The sequence below is a fragment of the Bacillus sp. EB106-08-02-XG196 genome, assembly GCF_013396335.1.
Taxonomy (GTDB): Bacteria; Bacillota; Bacilli; order Bacillales; family Cytobacillaceae; genus Neobacillus.
Genome location: NZ_JABWSY010000009.1, coordinates 260,203 through 279,233, shown reverse-complemented (window position 1 = coordinate 279,233; position 19,031 = coordinate 260,203). Strand labels below are relative to the sequence as shown.

At 39.5% G+C, this 19,031-nt stretch carries 14 protein-coding genes; 11 read left to right on the top strand and 3 right to left on the bottom strand.

Features of this window, described 5'->3' with window-relative positions; translation table 11 throughout:
- Positions 1-470: 470 nt before the first annotated feature.
- Complete coding sequence (locus MLOOGBEN_RS16145) at positions 471-1,379, bottom strand: nuclease-related domain-containing protein (protein ID WP_179159279.1); 909 nt, start codon at positions 1,377-1,379, stop codon at positions 471-473.
- Positions 1,380-1,533: 154 nt separating this feature from the next.
- Here MLOOGBEN_RS16145 and MLOOGBEN_RS16140 point away from each other — a divergent pair, with 154 nt between their 5' ends.
- From MLOOGBEN_RS16140 to MLOOGBEN_RS29615, 5 genes are all read left to right on the top strand, one after another.
- Entirely contained in the window at positions 1,534-5,193 is a 3,660-nt protein-coding gene (locus tag MLOOGBEN_RS16140) for a dynamin family protein (RefSeq protein WP_179159278.1), read from the top strand.
- Between the two features lie 17 nt (positions 5,194-5,210).
- Positions 5,211-6,038 carry a sulfurtransferase gene (locus MLOOGBEN_RS16135; protein ID WP_179159277.1) on the top strand — a complete coding sequence of 276 codons (828 nt, stop codon included), beginning with the start codon at positions 5,211-5,213 and terminating at the stop codon, positions 6,036-6,038.
- 56 nt (positions 6,039-6,094) lie between these two features.
- The gene (locus MLOOGBEN_RS16130; RefSeq protein ID WP_306430749.1) at positions 6,095-6,988 is read left to right on the top strand and encodes a 5'-3' exonuclease; all 894 of its coding nucleotides are present in this window, start codon (positions 6,095-6,097) and stop codon (positions 6,986-6,988) included.
- Between the two features lie 124 nt (positions 6,989-7,112).
- Positions 7,113-7,235, top strand: a complete 123-nt coding sequence (locus MLOOGBEN_RS29295) for a hypothetical protein (protein WP_256989125.1) — start codon at positions 7,113-7,115, stop codon at positions 7,233-7,235.
- Positions 7,235-7,318 (top strand): hypothetical protein, encoded by an 84-nt coding sequence (locus tag MLOOGBEN_RS29615; RefSeq protein ID WP_306430750.1) that lies wholly within the window; start codon positions 7,235-7,237, stop codon positions 7,316-7,318. The genes MLOOGBEN_RS29295 and MLOOGBEN_RS29615 overlap by 1 nt, the downstream gene beginning before the upstream one ends.
- A gap of 52 nt (positions 7,319-7,370) precedes the next feature.
- Here MLOOGBEN_RS29615 and MLOOGBEN_RS16120 read toward each other — a convergent pair whose 3' ends face one another.
- Both MLOOGBEN_RS16120 and MLOOGBEN_RS16115 read right to left on the bottom strand, forming a co-directional pair.
- Positions 7,371-8,054, bottom strand: a complete 684-nt coding sequence (locus MLOOGBEN_RS16120; protein WP_179159276.1) for a response regulator transcription factor — start codon at positions 8,052-8,054, stop codon at positions 7,371-7,373.
- 37 nt (positions 8,055-8,091) lie between these two features.
- Positions 8,092-9,600 (bottom strand): sensor histidine kinase, encoded by a 1,509-nt coding sequence (locus MLOOGBEN_RS16115; protein ID WP_179159275.1) that lies wholly within the window; start codon positions 9,598-9,600, stop codon positions 8,092-8,094.
- Positions 9,601-9,715: 115 nt separating this feature from the next.
- Between MLOOGBEN_RS16115 and MLOOGBEN_RS16110 the strand changes: the two genes are divergently transcribed.
- The 6 genes from MLOOGBEN_RS16110 to MLOOGBEN_RS16085 all read left to right on the top strand — a co-directional run bounded on the left by MLOOGBEN_RS16110 (position 9,716) and on the right by MLOOGBEN_RS16085 (position 18,992).
- Positions 9,716-11,017, top strand: a complete 1,302-nt coding sequence (locus MLOOGBEN_RS16110; RefSeq protein ID WP_179159274.1) for an ABC transporter substrate-binding protein — start codon at positions 9,716-9,718, stop codon at positions 11,015-11,017.
- A 100-nt stretch (positions 11,018-11,117) separates the two neighbouring features.
- Positions 11,118-12,017: a carbohydrate ABC transporter permease gene (locus MLOOGBEN_RS16105; RefSeq protein WP_179159273.1), complete on the top strand. Its 900-nt coding sequence runs from the start codon at positions 11,118-11,120 to the stop codon at positions 12,015-12,017.
- Between the two features lie 31 nt (positions 12,018-12,048).
- On the top strand, positions 12,049-12,918 hold the full coding sequence (locus MLOOGBEN_RS16100) for a carbohydrate ABC transporter permease (protein WP_179159272.1): 870 nt from the start codon (positions 12,049-12,051) through the stop codon (positions 12,916-12,918).
- A gap of 14 nt (positions 12,919-12,932) precedes the next feature.
- On the top strand, positions 12,933-16,343 hold the full coding sequence (locus MLOOGBEN_RS16095; protein WP_179159271.1) for a polysaccharide lyase family 8 super-sandwich domain-containing protein: 3,411 nt from the start codon (positions 12,933-12,935) through the stop codon (positions 16,341-16,343).
- A 19-nt stretch (positions 16,344-16,362) separates the two neighbouring features.
- On the top strand, positions 16,363-17,796 hold the full coding sequence (locus MLOOGBEN_RS16090) for a sulfatase family protein (RefSeq protein ID WP_179159270.1): 1,434 nt from the start codon (positions 16,363-16,365) through the stop codon (positions 17,794-17,796).
- The gene (locus MLOOGBEN_RS16085) at positions 17,793-18,992 is read left to right on the top strand and encodes a glycoside hydrolase family 88 protein (protein ID WP_256989124.1); all 1,200 of its coding nucleotides are present in this window, start codon (positions 17,793-17,795) and stop codon (positions 18,990-18,992) included. The genes MLOOGBEN_RS16090 and MLOOGBEN_RS16085 overlap by 4 nt, the downstream gene beginning before the upstream one ends.
- Positions 18,993-19,031 lie beyond the last annotated feature (39 nt).

Sequence of the window (19,031 nt, the reverse complement as noted above, 5' to 3'; positions counted from 1 at the left end):
CATTTAGCGAAGGAAAATGAGTAGTTTTGTACATTCTTAAACAAGCGAAAGTGTACATATTTGTGTTGACATTTATAAATTGGGTAACTCCAGGTGGGCTGGAGTGACTGAAGAGCATAACGAAATAGCAACTGGGTAACTCCAGGTTGTCTGGAGTGACCGAAGAGCATGTGGAAAAGGCAATTGGGTACCTCCAGGGGGGACTGGAGTTACCTAAGAGCATAAGGAAATAACAATTGGGTAACTCCAGGTTGTCTGGAGTGACCGAAGAGCATGTGGAAAAGGCAATTGGGTAACTCCAGGGGGACTGGAGTGACCGAAGAGCATGGGGAAATAGCAATTGGGTAACTCCAGGTTGTCTGGAGTTACCGAAGAGCATGTGGAAAAGGCAATTGGGTAACTCCAGGTTGTCTAGAGTGACCGAAGAGCATGTGGAAAAGGCAATTGGGTAACTTCACCATAGTCAAATTTTATTTATAATAAGTAGCGTGTCTTAAACCTATTATCTGGTAATGTTTCTTCAATATCCGCCTAATCTGTTTCCTAGATTCAATTACCTTAAACCACTCAAATATCAAATTTGTTGTTATCTTTATATCTGGAATGAGCAGCTGAAGTTCTCCCACGGCCCGTAAAATGGCGTCATCCACATTTTCCAAACACCCACATGAATGACAGGTGAAGATCGTCCCATCAAACGAAACTGCAAAGGAATGGCACAACATACAGCTAGGGCCTTTCTTCAGTTGATAATAATCGTATTGTGGTAATCGGGTATAAGGGGAAATCGTTTTATGTTCCTTCACTAAATCTTCGGCTAGCCTATAATGGTCATCGGTTAGAATAGAACTTCTCTTATTTAATTTTTCAAAATACTTAGCGAGCTGAGTAGGATAAATAATCGGCTTGTCCTGTGGCGCTTGGTAGAGGGTGAAAGAAGGATTGACAAAGAAAACATTTGATTTTAAAGAAATAGAGTATTTTTTCTTTTGGAGAAATTGGAGCAGCAATGTGTCACTTTTCTTTATTTGGTCAAGGGGATTCTGGATCACTGTATCATTCATGGCAAAGAACTGATCAGTTTTATAATAAAAATCCCCCTCGAAATTTTTCACTTCACAAGGAAAATGGGTCCCTTGGCTGATGAGAAACGAATCTATTTGAAAGGTGGTAGAGTTCGTCTCCAAGAGTAAATCATTCAATATTAGAAACTTATTTGGGTCGAGACCTTCCGTTAATTGATCAAACATCACCTCACCTTTAAATCCTTTTTCAAGATTTGCATAAAATAATTTCTCTTTACTTGGTAAGACCGAACGATAATTCAATAACCTAAAAATCTTCAACTCATCTGACTCTCTGCGTTCCCTAAATGCCATAATCCACTTCCTTCCTCTTTTCTTAATTGTAACCAAGGAATAAAATAAAAGAAGTGAATATTATGTTAACAAATTGAGTTTTCACGATAGGAAAAGTTTGAATTATCGTATAAAATATTAAATATTACAAAGTTGTGAACAAGGGGAAGAAATTATGGTGCAAACGGCAAATAAGCAAGAAACCATTTTATCACTTAAAAATAAGATCCTTGCTTTATATGAATATCTTATTGAACAAAGTGATACGGAGAACGCAGAAAAAACAAAGCAGCTAGCGAAGAAACTGCAGAATCGTGAGTTTATGATTGCATTTTGCGGTCACTTTTCAGCTGGAAAATCAACGATGATTAACAAAGTGGTCGGCGAGAATTTGCTGCCATCAAGCCCAATTCCCACCAGTGCAAACCTAGTGAAGGTAAAATCAGGTGAGGAATATGCGAAGGTGTTTTTCAAAAATGAAAAGCCGCGGGTTTACTTAGCACCATATGATTATGAATTAGTAAAGAATTACTGCAAGGATGGCGACCAAATCGAGGAAATCGAAATTAGCCATGCAGACTCTCAGTTACCAGAAAACACCGTTATTATGGATACTCCAGGAATAGATTCAGCAGATGATGCACACAAGGTGGCAACCGAATCTGCAATCCACCTTGCAGACCTCGTTTTGTACGTGATGGATTATAATCATGTCCAAGCTGAGCTGAATTTTTTATTCACAAAAGAATTGACGGAAGCAGGGAAAGAAGTTTATCTCGTTATTAATCAGGTAGATAAACATAAGGAAGAGGAGCTATCGTTCCGCCATTTTCAAGAAAGTGTCCAGGATTCGTTTGGTGCATGGGGAGTTAAGCCGGCACGAATCTTTTATACTTCCTTAAAGTTTCAAGACCATAAACTGAATGAATTTAATGAATTGAAAGCATTTATCGCCGAGAAATTGCAGAATAAGGATCAGCTTCTACAGCAATCCATTTTTCATTCTTTGAAAAAAATTGCTGTAGACCATCTAGACCAAGATCGCAATAAAAGGGTAGAAGAACTTCAGCCAGTTTTTGATTTGTTAAATGAACTTCCTGAGGAAGAAAAACAGGAACTAACACAAACCTATCAATCCATTAGTACAAACCTTCAGACTCTTGAAAAAGGGGTTGAGGAAACCGAAAAAGAAATGGATAAAGAGATAGCAAAAATCTTGAATAATGCTTATTTGATGCCCTTTCAAACAAGAGAATTGGCGGAGGCTTATCTTGAAGCAGCACAGCCGGAGTTTAAGGTAGGTTTTCTTTTTTCAAAACAAAAAACGCTAGAAGAAAAGAATGCTCGTCTTGATAGACTTTACCAGGACCTGCTAGAGAAAACGAAATCACAGATTGAATGGCATTTGCGTGAATATTTGATCGCCATCCTCAAGAACAACAGTCTAGATGACCAGGTTCTACAAAATAAGGCGCAATCTTTTTCAATCAATGTTCCGATTGAATTAATCGTACAAACGGTTAAGCAAGGAGCCCGTTTATCCGGTGAATATGTGCTTCACTACACAGAGGACTTGGCGAATGGAATCAAAAAGATAGCAAGAGAAGGTATTTTAGATTTTAAACAGGCACTCATGCCTGAACTAGCAGCAAAAACAAAAAAGTTAACACAAATGTATCAAGAAGAATTCAAGAATATTGAACAATATGTAGGTGCACTAACAGAAAAAGAAAATTTTGAAAAAGATACTGCAGCAAAAGAGGCAAAAGTTGATAAGCTGCTTAATGAAGCATACGAAGATCTAAACGATGAGTATTTGCTATTCCAGCAAGAGGAAGAAGAAGCTGATGTTGTATATGGTCAAACCATACCGGAGACAGAAACACAACAAAAGAAATTGCCGGTAGCAAAAGTAAAAACAAACCTTGCCAAGAAAAACGAAACAGAAAAAGCAAGAAGTCATTTACAAAGCATGGTTGCTCGGTTAGATCAATCTGCTAAGTTAATTGACAACCTGCCAGGCTTTAAAAAGCTTGCAAAGGAACTGGAAGAAAAAGCAGATCGTTTGGCTAACAAAGGGTTTACTGTTGCATTATTTGGTGCCTTTAGTGCGGGGAAATCTTCCTTTGCTAATGCACTTATGGGGGAAAAGGTGCTGCCAGTATCTCCTAATCCGACAACTGCAGCTATTAATAAAATCAAGCCTGTAACCGAGCAATATCAGCATGGCACGGTGCTTGTGAAATTTAAAGAGGGCAACGCGATGCTTGAGGATGTTAATCGCTCCTTGAAATTATTTGACCTGCAAAGCCCTGAGTTAGAAGCTGCGTCGAGTGAAATTGATAAGGTTATGCTTGAAAAAGGGCAGGAAGGTGTAGCGGAAAAGACACACTATGCATTTTTACAAGCATTTAAAAAAGGCTTCCTCTTACACGGAAAGCAGCTTGGAAGTGTCTTGGAAACGGACTTAAACGAATTTGCAGATTTCGTTGCTTTGGAAGAAAAGTCGTGCTTTGTGGAGTGGATTGAGCTTTACTATGATTGTGAACTGACTCGCAAAGGAATCACGCTCGTTGATACCCCAGGAGCAGATTCAATTAATGCCCGTCATACGGGAGTTGCATTTGATTATATTAAAAATTCAGATGCTATCTTGTTTGTTACGTATTATAACCATGCCTTTTCAAAAGCGGATCGAGAGTTTTTAATCCAGCTTGGACGCGTGAAAGAGTCCTTCCAGCTAGATAAAATGTTCTTTATTATTAATGCTATTGACTTAGCTGAAAATGAGGAAGAGAAGGAAACCGTTGCGGAATATGTAACAGAACAATTAATTAAATATGGAATTAGGAAACCACACCTTTATCCGTTATCTAGTTTGTTGGCTTTAAAGGAAAAAGTAGAACCAAACACAGATGAAAAGTCTGGAATGGGGAATTTCGAAGAGGATTTCTACCATTTTATTTCTAATGATTTAACTGAAATGGCCATCACCTCTTCAGGTAATGAATTAAGTCGTGTTCAGGAGTTGGTTGGTAAACTAATTCAAAATTCTAAAGAAGACCAATCCGTAAAAGACAAAAGACGCACTGAAATAGAAAAACAAAAGGCCATGATTAAAGAGCTGCTAGAAAAACAAAGTTCTGAAGGATTACAAAAACGTATGACACTAGAAGGTGAAGAACTCCTTTACTATATTAAGCAAAGGGTATTCCTTCGCTTTGGTGACTTTTTTAAAGAGGCATTTAATCCTGCATCCTTAAGAGATGACGGAAGAAATTTAAAGAAGGCATTACAATCTGCTTTGGATGAATTGTTAGAAAGCCTTGGCTTTGATTTCGCTCAGGAGCTGCGAGCAACTACAGTCAGACTGGACTCTTTTGCACGAAAAGTGTTATTCGACTATCATACAGCGCTAACTCGCGGTATGAAGGAAATCAATAAGGACTTATCATTTGCGCCTTTTGAGATGAAGTATGAAGGGGAGATAGAGTTTCCTTTAGCTTTTAGTCAGTTAAATAAACAGCTGTTTACGAAAGCTCTGTCTTATTTTAAAAATCCAAAGTCCTTTTTCGAAAAAAATGAAAAGAAGCTTATGAGTGATGAGCTAAATCATGTTTTAAATGGCCCTGCAGATGATTATCTGAAGTCTGAAGGTGAAAAATTAGCTAACTTTTACTCACAAATTTTGATTGGACAATTCGAAGAATTAATAACCCAAATTGAAGAACAGGCAGACGATTATTATTTGAGTCTTTTTACTGCATTAGATGGGGGAATCTCTATCGAGAAATTACAAGAAGTTTATCAAAAGCTGGAAGAGTCTAAGTACTAACTTACTGGGGGATCTCTATGAATTATATTATCGATAAAGAATGGCTGTTTAAAAATGTAAATGATCCACATGTCCGTATTGTGGATTGCTCTTTTTCGTTAGCAGACCCTACAAAAGGCAGACAGGAATATGATAAAAATCATATTCCTGGAGCCAGCTATTTTGATCTTGAGAAAGATTTATCGGGTGAAATTGGTGAACATGGCGGCCGACACCCATTGCCTAATTTACACGAGCTTATCGAAAAACTTGAACATGCTGGTATTGATGAAAATAAAACGGTGATTGCTTATGATCAAGGAGAAGGAGCTTTTGCAGCAAGGTTTTGGTGGCTGCTGCAATACCTTGGACATGAAAAAGTGTATGTACTGGATGGAGGCTTAAAAGGCTGGAAGGTAGGAAATTACCCGGTTACATCAGAGGTGCCTACCTTTAAAAAAGCTGCCTATAAGCCAAATATTAAGCATGACCTGCTCGCAGGTATGGAGGAAGTAAGGGCAGTGTCAGGTGGACCAGATTCCAATACAATCCTTATTGATTCAAGGGAAGAAAGAAGATATTTAGGGTTAGAGGAACCGATAGATAAAAAAGCTGGGCGGATTCCCGGGGCAATTAATAAACCATGGTTCGATGGATTAACTGCCGGTTATTATAAGCAAGCCGAAGTCCAAAAACAACGGTTCTCCGACATTAATCCTGAAAACGAAATCATTGTTTATTGTGGTTCAGGTGTTACAGCGGCACCCAATTATCTGGCATTAAAAGCAGCAGGGTTTGAAAAGGTAAAACTTTACTTGGGAAGTTTTAGCGATTGGATTTCCTATCAAGAAAACGAGATAGAGTAAGTTTTTTATGTTATAATCAAAACCGTGTTGTTTTTAAATGATCGGAGGTCAATATATTGGAAAATCAAAAACCTTCACTTATGCTCGTTGATGGTATGGCTTTATTATTTCGTGCTTTTTATGCTACGGCTGTTTCAGGCCAGTTTATGATAAATTCAAAAGGAATTCCGACGAATGGAATTCACGGATTCATTAAACATTTATTTACTGCAGTATCTTCCTTTAATCCATCCCATGTGGCCGTTTGCTGGGATATGGGTAGTAAAACGTTCAGGTCAGAGTTATTCGATGCCTATAAAGGGAATCGCGGTGAAGCACCTGTCGAATTAATCCCTCAATTTGATTTAGTTAAAGATGTAGTGGCCGCTTTTGACATCCCTAATATTGGTTTAGCGGGCTATGAGGCAGATGACTGCATTGGAACAATTGCGTATCAAGCTAAGGAACAGGCGCATGTTTCGATCCTAACAGGGGATCAGGATATTCTTCAGCTTCTTGATGAGAGTATCTCGGTTATTTTATTAAAAAAAGGCTATGGGAATTATCTTGTCCATACTCCTGATACCTTTTTTGAAGAAAAAGGTATTAAACCGCGGCAAATGATCGATTTAAAGGCACTTATGGGAGACCCTAGCGATAATTATCCTGGAGTAAAGGGGATTGGTGAGAAAACGGCTTTGAAGCTCCTAAAGGAATTTGAGCATGTTGAAGGGATTATTTCGAACCTTGACCGTCTTTCTAAGTCTCACAAAACGAAAATTGAGCAGGATTTAGAAATGCTTCACTTATCACGAATACTTGCGGAAATTAAATGTGATGTCCCAGTCAGCTGTGATTTACAACAAGCTGGTCTAAAAATTGAAAAAGACAAAGCTTTGGACAAATTAAATGAATTAGAGCTTCGTGGCTTGCACCGTCTGCTTCCGCTTGAAGCTTCCTTTATATCGTGAAATTTTAGGCTGTCCTTTAAAGGGCAGCCTTTTTCTATACATTAAAAATTACTTGTAGGATTGCTGGGTTGATGGATCCAAGTATAATATACTAATTTCACTTATTAGAGGAAGGTAGATATTAATGAAACCATTGCAAAATGATAGTTTAATACCGCTCTATCATCAACTTAAGGAAATATTAAAGGATTCTAACGACATGGGGTATGGAGGCAAAGAGATCAAATACCTTCTGGGAATCAATTAATGAATGAGTACAGTGTGAGCTGGAATACCGCAAAAAAAGCCATTGAGGGGTTAGTCCAAGAGGGACTTCTTTATCGGATCTAGGGAAAAGGTACGTTTGTGGCCGGTATTTGCACGCAATGTACCATCCCTTTTATTAAGAAATTTCCTTAATTAGTTCAAACAGTTTGAGTTCATTGACTTCCGTAATGATTTCTTTTGTGTTACTTTTATCGAACTTTTTTAATAAGCTGCTAATTTGCTTTTTAATCGTTTCCACTTCAACTGCACGGATTTCTGCAATATCCTTACGCTTTAAGCCGCTGCAAAGCAACTTCAATACCTCGAGTTCAGATTGGGTCAGATTTGCCACGATTTTGAAAAAATGGGTTAATTGATCTTCTGATTTTTTTATTCGAGCGAATTCGTGCCTGATTTTCTCCGCAATAATCGGCCTGATCGGTGACTGGTTGTTAGTGGCGGAATAAATCGCTTCTATGATTTCTTCTTTTGGGGCCGATTTCATTAAGTAATCAACAATCCCTGTTTGGAAGGCTGCAAATACAATATTGTTATCCTGATGAACAGTCAACATTACAATCTTGGTATCGGGTAAAATCTTATGTATTTCGGAAGCTGCCTTAATCCCTGCCATCTGACTTTCCATTTCAATGTCCATTAATACAATATCTGGTTTTTTAACCGCTGCAAAAGCAACGGCCTCGTAGCCGCTTTTGGCAGAGGCTGCTAAAGAGAGGTTATCCACACTGCTTATGATTCTTTCCAGCCGTCTTCGATGAGCCTCCATGTCGTCAGCTATTAAAATATGTATCTTTTCCAAATGAATACCTCCCCAAAATTAGGAAAAGGGGTATGCTTTATCCCCTCTTTACCAATGGCAATAGAATATCAAATTGTGTGAACTTACCTAATTCACTTGTCACTTCAATTTTTCCTCCATGAGCTGTAATGACTTTATGACAAAATGATAAACCAATTCCCCAATTGGTGATGCTTGGTTTCGTTGAGAAAAAGGGGGTGTAGATTTCATCTACATTTTCCGCGGCAATCCCAGGACCGTTATCTCTAATCGTAATCGTCCCCCATTGGTCCACAGTGTTTAACATAACCGAAATTATCCCGTCTTTGCTTCCAAGTGCTTCAACTGAATTTTTAAGGATATTATAGACCGCCTCATTGATTTGGTCTTCATCCATGTACACATAGATACTTGACTCTGGTTTTTCAATTTGGAACTCCACATCCGAGAGCATTGAATGAAAACGCTGAATCGCTCTTTCGATTGGCAGCTCGATAGGAACGGCTTTGATGTTCAACGTGATATGCTTCAGCTTCTCATTGGCTTGGTTAATACTTTGAAACGAATATTCACACGAATCGGTAATCAATTTAAGGCTATATAGAGCCTCTTCGTCATTTGCGAATTTTTCTTGCAGATACTCAGCCTCCGATCGAATCGCCAGCAGATGGTTCTTAATGGCATGAGTAAACGCTCGAATCCCTAAAGATGCCGTATCAATCTTTTTCTTCGTAATGATATTAATGTTTGAGTAGCGTGCCTCATTTGATTTGTATTTGTAAATGTTGTAGAGCATGATGCCAATAGCAACGATTGCAAGAAACGGGAAAAAACGATATTCCATTAAAAATAAATTAATTGGCGGCTGTGAATAATTAATAAAGCTTTTACTGAAGGTGATTTTGACAAAGTTGGAAGGCGCCCAATAAAAAATGAATAGTTGTAAAAAGGTGATGGGCAGTAAGGTAATCATCATGTAAAGAGTATGGTCACGAATGGACCTTAGTTTGTAATAGCGAATGTAATGGCCAATAAATAAGACAAAACTAACAATGAGATAGGCATAATTTACTGTCTGGAAAACAATATCTCCTATTCTACTGTATTGCTGGTATTGCCTGGTGAGTATCTCCGTTCCTGATGATAATTCCTGAAGGTAGAGGTTTATACTTGGGTCATAAAATAGAAACTGAAGGAGTCCTACAATTCCCAGTGCCAAATAAAGATAGCGCAATTTCTTTCTGATTTTAAAATTGCTGGTAAAAGAAATCGAAAAACACAAAAAGGAAAAATAGAAAAGGATTAATCCTAAATGAAAGAGTCTAATTAACGTATGAGTATCAAAGTTACCTAATACTAGACGGCTCCACGTTCCAGGACCAAAATCAATGAATTGATTCACAATACTATAATAGTAATTAAATTTTGATAGATAGAGGGTGAAAGAAATATACGCCATAATCCATCCAATTGTTAACGCACATAAAAAGAAAACCGACCTGCTGCTTAGGTTTTTATAGATAAAAAAGATTAAAAATACCATGAAAATAAGGCAGAGAAATATCATGTTTGTCACTCCTGGTTAGAAAAGGGGGAAAGAAATTTTCTACTTATTTAAAAAAATGAAAACCTTTACACTAAGTATATAACAAACTATTAAAAAAAATAAGGGGGAACAACGAATGAAAAAAGTAATTAGTTTACTAGCCATACTGATTCTATTTCTTGGAATCTTAGCAGGCTGTGCAAGTGGAGGGTCTGAAAAAGGAAATGCAAAACCGGAAGACAAAAAAGATTCGAATGAAGAAGTCAGTTTGAAAATGGCAGTTTTTCCTGCAGATGAAGCAGTTTTTAAGAAAGGTTATGAAAACTTTAAAAAGGATCATCCAAATATTGATATCACCTTTGAAACTTTCCCTCAGCAGCAATATTATGAAAAGATCCGTATGCAGCTAGCAGGCGGTGAAGGTTATGACCTTTTCACTGGTCAATTAGACAACATGGTTGATACTGGAATTGTCGCACCGCTAGATCAGCACATTAAAGACAGTGGTATGGATGTATCAGGATATGGTTCCATGTATGACACATATAAATATGAAGGAAAAGTGATGAGCCTTCCATATCGTAAATCCAATTGGATGCTTTATTATAACAAAACACTTTTCGATGAAAAAGGTGTCGAGTATCCAAGTGATGATATGACGTGGGATGAATTCCGTGAATTAGCTTTAAAAATGACAAGCGGTAGTGGTGAAAGTAAAGTATACGGTGCATTTTTACAACAATGGCCGCAAACTTGGTATATGAGTGCAGTTCAAAATGGTTCTTCTATTATTGATAAAGATTTAACACCATTTAAAGAAGCATTAAAAGTAAGAGTGAATCTTGAAAAAGACGGTTCCATTATGCCGTGGTCTGAACAGGTAACAACTGGTGCTCACTATAATGCTGCTTTCCAAAAAGGTAATATTGCCATGAATATCATTGGAGACTGGCATGTTGCTCAGCTTCGTCAAGGGGAAAAGGAAGGAACAGTTAAGTTTGATTGGGACGTTGCTCCAATTCCACATCCTGAAGGTGTAGCAAAGAATACATCACTTGCATTGCCTGTTACGATTATGATGAACAAAAATACAAAGCATGCAGATGAAGCATTTGAATTCCTTAAGTATATGTCAGGGAAAGAAGGAGCCGAGCTTCTAGCTTCTGAAGGTTATTTAACTGGATATATGGATAAGGATGTAGAAGCTGCATATCTTGGGGACGGTTCACAAAAACCTGAAAACCTTCACTATTTCTTAGAGACAAAAGAATACCCAGAATATCCGATGCTGCCTGGAGTTAAGAACGTTGTCGTTGAACAAATCTTTAAGCAAGAAGGAGAACTTGCCTTGCTTGGTCAGAAATCCGTGGATGACACCATTAAAGAAATAACCAAGCGTGTCAAAAGTGAATGGGCTAGTAAGTACGGAGAAAAGTAACAAAGAAAAGTGAGGTACTGCGCTGGATTATCCAAACAGCAGTACCACTTTTTTTAAAAAGTACTGTTTTCGAATAGCTATAAAGAAAGGATGAACCCTCATGAACCCTACTAAAAAGGTAAGGTCAAAAACCATTAGGCGAAATCGAATCATCGCATATACCTTTCTTCTTCCCAATATCATTGGCTTCCTAATATTTATTCTAATTCCTGTAATTGCTTCTTTTTTTATGAGTTTTACCTCATGGAACGGTTTCGGAGTCGTAGAGTTTATTGGGTTAGACAACTATAAACAACTACTGAATGATGAGAATTTTAAAATTTCCTTTTTTAATAGTATCCTTTTCATGGTCATCTCTGTTCCTATCACCTTATTTCTTTCCATGTTAATCGCGGTGGCCCTAAATCAGGGAATCCGCTTTGTTAAGGTTTTCCGGACAGCTGTTTTCCTTCCTTATGTTACAGCTACGATTGCTGTTGCAGCTGTATGGCAGCTCATTTTTAATCCTACGATGGGACCCATTAATGGGGTATTAATGAACTTAGGGATTGATCAGCCGCCTGGCTGGCTATCCTCACCAACCTGGGCTTTAATCTCTGTTTCTATCGTTTATATTTGGCATTCAGTCGGCTATTATATGGTTTTATTTTTAGCAGGGCTCCAGAGTATACCAGATTACCTTTACGAAGCAGCTGAATTGGACGGGGCGGGACCGATTTCGAAATTTTTCAATATCACGGTGCCAATGTTATCCCCAGTTCTATTCTTTACTACCATTATTGGTGTCATAAACTCGTTTAAAGTGTTTGATTTAATTTATGTCCTGACCGGCGGAGGACCTGGCCGATCCACTCATGTACTTGTATACGACATTTATAATACGGCATTCAAGCAATTTGAGTATGGATATGCTTCAGCGATGGCTTATGTATTATTCCTGCTCATTCTTGTTATATCTATCATTCAATTTAGAGGGCAGAAAAAATGGGTGAATTATTAATGAAAAATCAAGAGAAAGGCGGATGGAAGTTATGAATCTTGCTACGGAAGCATCTGTATACACCGCTGAAGCCAAAAGCCGAAAAAAAATATCAATCGGAAAAATAGTAAAGTACCTTGCTGTAATTTTTGTTTCACTCGCCATGGTTTTGCCATTTGTTTGGATGTTGTCTGCGTCATTAAAAGCAGAAACAGAGATTTTTGGGTTCCCGATAAAGTGGATTCCAGAAACCTTCCGGTGGGACAATTACAAAGACGTTTGGACAACCGTTCCGTTTCATCTTTATTATTTGAATACGTTAAAGATTGCGGTTATTACTACGATATTAGTGATTATCAATAGTTCCCTTGCGGGGTATGCGTTTGCGAAAATTAAATTTCCTGAAAGCAATAAATTATTTTTCATTTATGTAGCTACTATGATGATTCCTTACCAGGTAATGATGATTCCCCAATTTATGCTGATGAGCAAGCTTGGGCTGGTGAACTCTCATTGGTCACTTATTATTCTAGGGGCGTTTAATCCCTTTGGTGTTTTCTTATTCCGTCAGTTTTTCTTATCGATTCCGGATGAGTTATTAGAAGCAGCTAGAATTGATGGTTTAACTGAGTTTGGCATTTATTGGCGGATTATTATGCCATTGTCTAAACCGGCGATTGCTACACTCGTTATATTCTCATTCATGCATTCATGGAATGACTTTTTAGGCCCATTAATCTATCTGACTTCTGACCATTTGTATACTTTGCAATTGGGTATACAGCATTTTATTACCGAATATAACACGGAGTATTCTCTATTAATGGCAGCGGCCGTATCCGCAGTTATACCAACCATCATTGTTTACTTCTTGGCCCAGGACCATTTTATCAAAGGAGTGGCCAACACTGGAATAAAATGATAGGGAGTGAAATGATGAACAAAACACCTAAAAAAGGATTATCTGTCCTGATAATTTTAACGTTAATTATTTCTTTGACTGTAAATGCACCTTTGATATTTGCTGATGATAACGCTAATCGTTTGGTCAATGCAGGATTTGAAGAAACCAAAGGTGCTGCGTCAGGATGGGACCAATTAGGCGCAGCCAGTTGGAGCGTGTGGAAGCCAACTGGAAGTCCTGTTGTTTCAATTTCTGAGGAAGCAAGCCGTACAGGTAAGTATGGATTGAAAATTAAGGCTTCCCAGAACGCCCGAGCTGCAGTGTCTCAAGATGTAGTCGTAAAAGGTGGCAAAACATATCAACTAAGTACCTGGATAAAGACAGATAATATTGTCAGCGGACAGGGAGCACGAATGAGAGTGACAACGTTTGAGGGAAAGCAACAACTTGAACTCCTTTACTCCTCCCGCTTAACGGGCACCCATGATTGGTCCGAGATCAAAATGGATGTAGAGCTCCCAGCAAATGTAGATAGTATTCGGGTACAGCTTTTCTTTGAAACCGGGACTGGAACGGCTATGTTCGATGATGTTTCCCTACTATTAATTGATCCGGCAACCTCGATTGAGATTGAAAATAAGGAAGTAACAATTCTAGAGAATGAGACTGCTGAAATAAATGTCAGACTAGAGCCTGCCGACGCAAGCTCAACGATTTCTTGGTTTTCCACCGATGAGTCGGTTGCTAAAGTGGATAACGGTAGGGTTACCGGAGTGAGAGCCGGGGAGGCAGTGATTATGGCAATCACGGATAATCGACTGTCTGCCAGCAGCATGGTCAAGGTGTTGAAAAATGAAGCGGTTGGACGGCCGGCCATTGAGGCGATTGAAATCCAACCGAAACAAATGCAGCTTGAAGCCGGGCAAGTTCGTTTACTTCAAGCAAATGTTTCGCCTGAAAATGCCGATAGGGAAAAGTTGGTTTGGCGTTCTTCCAATGAAAGTGTAGCTTCCATACAGAATGGTCTGGTAGAGGCCAAGTCCGAAGGAAGCGTCATCATCACTGCTGAGACAATGGATGGCAGCATAAAAAGTGTAACTCAACTAACCATCTCGGCTTGGGAACAGGATGAATATGACGTGTTACGTTATAAGTGGGAAAGCCAAATGACCAGTCTTGATTTTTACGATGCTTCTAATGAACGAATGAAACAAATGGTTACCAATCAAACCAAAACAACACTGGCATTATGGAAAAACATGGTGAAAAATACTGATCGAACCTTCTTGTGGCATGAATACTCGAGCACCGATAATTCAGCAGATATCCGATCAAATTATCGGAACTTGACCACTATGGCTAAGACGTTTGCGAATGAACATTCAACGCTTTATCGAAATCCACAATTACTCAAGGATATCAAAGATGCACTAGAGTGGCTGTATCAGAATCAATATAATGAATCGATTGCCCAGTATAGCAATTGGTGGAATTGGGAAATTGGTGTACCGAATGAATTAAACAGCATCATGGTGCTTTTATATGATTATTTGGATCAAGAAACGATCCACCGCTACTTGAAGGTCGTGGATCATTTTCAGCCGGATCCAACGAAATCAGGAGCAACTACACCGAACAACTTCCGGGAAGCCGTCGGCGCCAACAGATTTGACGTCAGTAAGGTTGTCGGAGTCCGTGGTGTACTCGTGAAGGATGAGGTGAAAATCGCTGCTGCCAGGGACGCCCTAAGTCAAACCTTTGAAAACGTGGCGTCAGGCGATGGTTTTTATGAAGATGGTTCGTTTGTGCAGCATGAGGATATTGCTTACACCGGTTCTTATGGCATTGTGTTAATCGAGGGGTTAACGGAGATGCTGGATTTATTGAGTGGTTCAACTTGGAGTGTAACGGACCCTAAGGTATCGAATGTTTATAACTGGATTGAAGATGCATTTGAACCATTTATGTACAAAGGTGCCTTGATGGATATGGTAAGGGGAAGAGCAATTTCACGTGATTTCCTGCAGGATCATCAAGCGGGTCACAGCATCATTAAGACTGTAATTCGAATGGCGCAATTTGCTCCAGAACCATATGCAGAAAAATATAAAAGTATGGCTAAAAATTGGCTTCAAGAAGATACACAACTAGATTATTTTTCAAATGCAAGCAGTTTCCGTGATATGGTTTTGGCTAAAAACCTGTTAGAAAATCAAGATATCATCCCAAGGGGAGAACTTGATTTCCATAAAACATTTGCCTCAATGGACCGTGTTGTTCATAGAAAACCGGGTTACACTTTCGGAATCAGTATGTATTCAAACCGGATTCAAAACTATGAGGATATGAATGACGAAAATCGAAAAGGCTGGTACACAGGTGAAGGGATGACCTATTTGTATAATGCCGATCTCGCGCAATACAGCGATGATTTCTGGCCGACTGTTGACCCATATCGGATGCCGGGAACAACTATTGATACAATAAAACGAGCAAATGGAAGTGGAGAGCACAATTCAAGTGAGTCCTGGACAGGTGGTTCCACGTTAAATCGGTTTGGGACAGCAGGTATGTCTTATAAGGCCTGGAATAGTACATTAACCGCTAAAAAATCATGGTTTATGTTCGATAACGAAATTGTCGCTCTTGGCTCGGGAATAAGCAGCAATGATAACCGAACAATCGAAAGTATTGTTGAAAATCGAAAAATTCGTGAAGACCGCTCGAATAATCTCCTCATCAATGGTGAAAAGCCGGAGTTAACCGCGGGTCAACAACATACGGTTGAGGCCAAGTGGGCATTCCTTGAAGGGAATGTACCGGGATCTGATATAGGTTACTATTTTCCAGAAGGAAGAACACTCAGGGTGAAAAAAGAACAGCAGACTGGATCTTGGAAGGACATCAATTATGGGGGGCCGTCGAATCCAATCACACGTTCCTATGCCACGATGTGGTTTGACCATGGTGTGAATCCTGCAAATGAAACGTACGCCTATGTCCTGCTGCCAGGCTTAAATCAGGAACAAACAAGCCAATATGCCGCACAGCCGGGGATTACGATTTTACGAAATGATCCTGGAGTCCAAGCGGTTCATGATGTTAAGGAAAATATTATCGGGGCTAACTTCTGGCTGAATGAAAAGCAAACAGTAGGTCCGTTAACGGTATATCAAAAAGCTTCTATTACCATGCAGGAGAAGGATGGCGTGCTGACGCTAGCCGTTTCCGACCCAACGATGCAGAACAAAGGCTGGATTGATGTCGATTTTGATGGAAAAGCCTTTAAGGTACTCGAGGCAGACGAAAATATCCAAGTGTTACAAACGAAGCCTTCGATTAAGTTGAAAGTGAATGTCCAGCAGTCTTACGGGAAATCATTCATCGCCAAATTAAAAATGATTCCTAGCAAAAAAGGGAATAGCCCGAATTCAATTCGATAAATACAAAAGGAGAGAGACCATGGAGAGGCAACAAAGACCGAATCTAATCTATATTTTTGCAGATCAATGGCGCCGTCAGGCTGTGGGGTATGAAGGAGAGGATCAGGTAATTACACCGAATATCGACGCATTTGTGCGTGAAGGGACGACCTTTTCTAATGCCGTAACTTGCTCCCCATTATGTTCTCCTCATCGGGCCTCCTTGCTTACCGGAAGGTATCCAAGCAGCACTGGGGTTTATACGAACTGTAAGGTTGGGGCAGATGTTATGTTAAGCCCAGATGAAATTAGTATTGGTGACGTGCTGGAAGAAAACGGCTATCAGACGGGATATATCGGAAAGTGGCATCTAGATTTACCGGAATTAAATGTATCGGAACAGCCGGAATCCGGTGCAGAAGGGTGGGATGCGTATACACCTCCTGGACCGAAACGACAAGGATTCCAATTCTGGTATTCATATGGTGCTTGGGATGAGCATCTCTCACCGCATTACTGGCAGGATAGCCCGAAGAAAATTAAGGTAAACCAATGGTCCGTCGAACATGAAACAGACCAAGCACTAACATTTATCCAAAACCGAACCAGCGATCAGCCGTTTGCCTTATTTTTATCCTGGAATCCGCCACATAGCCCATTTGATCAAGTACCAGAAAAATATAAGGCGCTATATAACAGGGATCAAATCACACTTCGTAAAAATGTCACCCATTGCAGCTTCTCCGTTCATACTGGAGAAACAGTGGACGGCGGCATTGAAGAATTAAAGGAAAAACAATTGAATTACTTTGCTGCGATCTCAGGAATTGATGATCAATTTGAGAGAGTTTTACAATTATTAAAATCAGAAAAGCTAGATGAGAACACCATTGTTGTTTTGACTTCGGATCACGGTGAAATGATGGGTTCCCATGGTCTGATGGCAAAGCATGTATGGTTTGAGGAATCGATTGGTGTCCCATTTTGTATTCGCTGGCCGAATGTAATTCCAAAAATGCGGACAGACCTTTTACTTAATACTGTTGATATTATGCCGACTTTGCTTAGTTTTCTTGATTTAGAGATTCCTAGAACGATTGAGGGGATTGATTTATCGGACTTCATCGTAAACCAACAAACTGGCGGTCCAAAGGAAGCGTTTATTAGTGCTTATCCTGGAAGAAAGGAAGCGATTGAAGCGTTTCGTGAGGCTGGACTGGATAATCGCCAATTTGGATGGAGAGCCATTCGAACAGACGAATTTACCTATGTTATTCACCATGGTTATTCCCCTGAAGACGAAAGTGTTCGCTTGTTATACGATTTGAAAAGGGATAAATATCAGTTACATCCAGAGAAAATCGAAAATCCTTTCAAACATCGGATTGCAGAGGAACTTGAATGGAAGCTGCATCACTGGCTGAAAGATATGAACGACCCATTTTATTACAAACTAGAGGAGAATTGCAAATGACTGTATTAGTTGAAGAAGTACGCATGGAAGAAATTAAGAATAGTTTACGCTTTACGAAAGGACCTGCTGTAGACCGTGCTTTTGTTGAAAAAGCAATTGGGCATGTTTTGGCTAAAATCGATCAAAGCCTAGATGTATTTACAGATAAATTTCCTGATTCCAACAGTGTAAATCTTGTCTATCCTCCGATTGAAAATGTAGAGTGGACCACAAGTTTTTGGACGGGTATGCTCTGGCTCGCTTATGAATACACAGGGGATGAAAAATACCGGAAAGTTGCAGAGAAGCAGATTCAAAGTTTTAAAGAACGTCTAGAAAAACGAATCGAGGTTGACCACCATGACCTAGGCTTCTTATACACACTAAGCTGTGTCAGCGCATATAAGCTTACCGGAAATGAAGAAGCAAAGGATATCGCATTAAAGGCAGCTGATTTGTTAATTACCCGCTATTACGATAAAGCAGGAATTATTCAGGCGTGGGGCAATCTAAATGATCCAAAAGAGCGAGGCAGAATGATTATTGACTGCAACATGAATCTTCCGCTCCTTTACTGGGCGTCAGAAGTGACTGGAAAACCGATCTATCGAGAAATCGCCGAGACCCATATCAAGCAGGCAGCGAAATATATTGTTAGACAGGACGCCTCCACTTTCCATACGTATTACATGGATCCGGAGACTGGTGAACCATTGTACGGCAATACCCACCAAGGATTTTCGGATGACTCCTGCTGGGCCCGCGGACAAGCATGGGGGATCTACGGTTTCCCGCTCAGCTACAATTACACCGGTGATTGGAGTTTAGTCGATTTAGCAAAAAAAGTGACAAACTATTATTTGAACCGTTTACCGGAAGACGAGATTTGCTACTGGGATTTGATTTTTACCGAAGGTGATGAAGAAAGGGACAGCTCTGCAGCTGCAATCACGGTATGTGGACTGCTTGAGATGGTGAAATATTTACCACTTACTGATCCTGAAAAAGAAATCTATGAAAATGCTGCTTTAAAGATGGTGCAGTCATTATATGAAAACTATCGGACTGATATCGATAGTGAGGCAAACGGAATCCTTAAGCACGCCGTATACTATAAAGCTGGCGGCCGTGGTGTGGATGAAAGCTGTATCTGGGGTGACTACTATTATTTTGAGGCATTAATTCGACTTGTTAAGGATTGGAAAATGTACTGGTAAGGTATTCGGGATATGGAAACGTCCAAGAGGTGTTGGCGT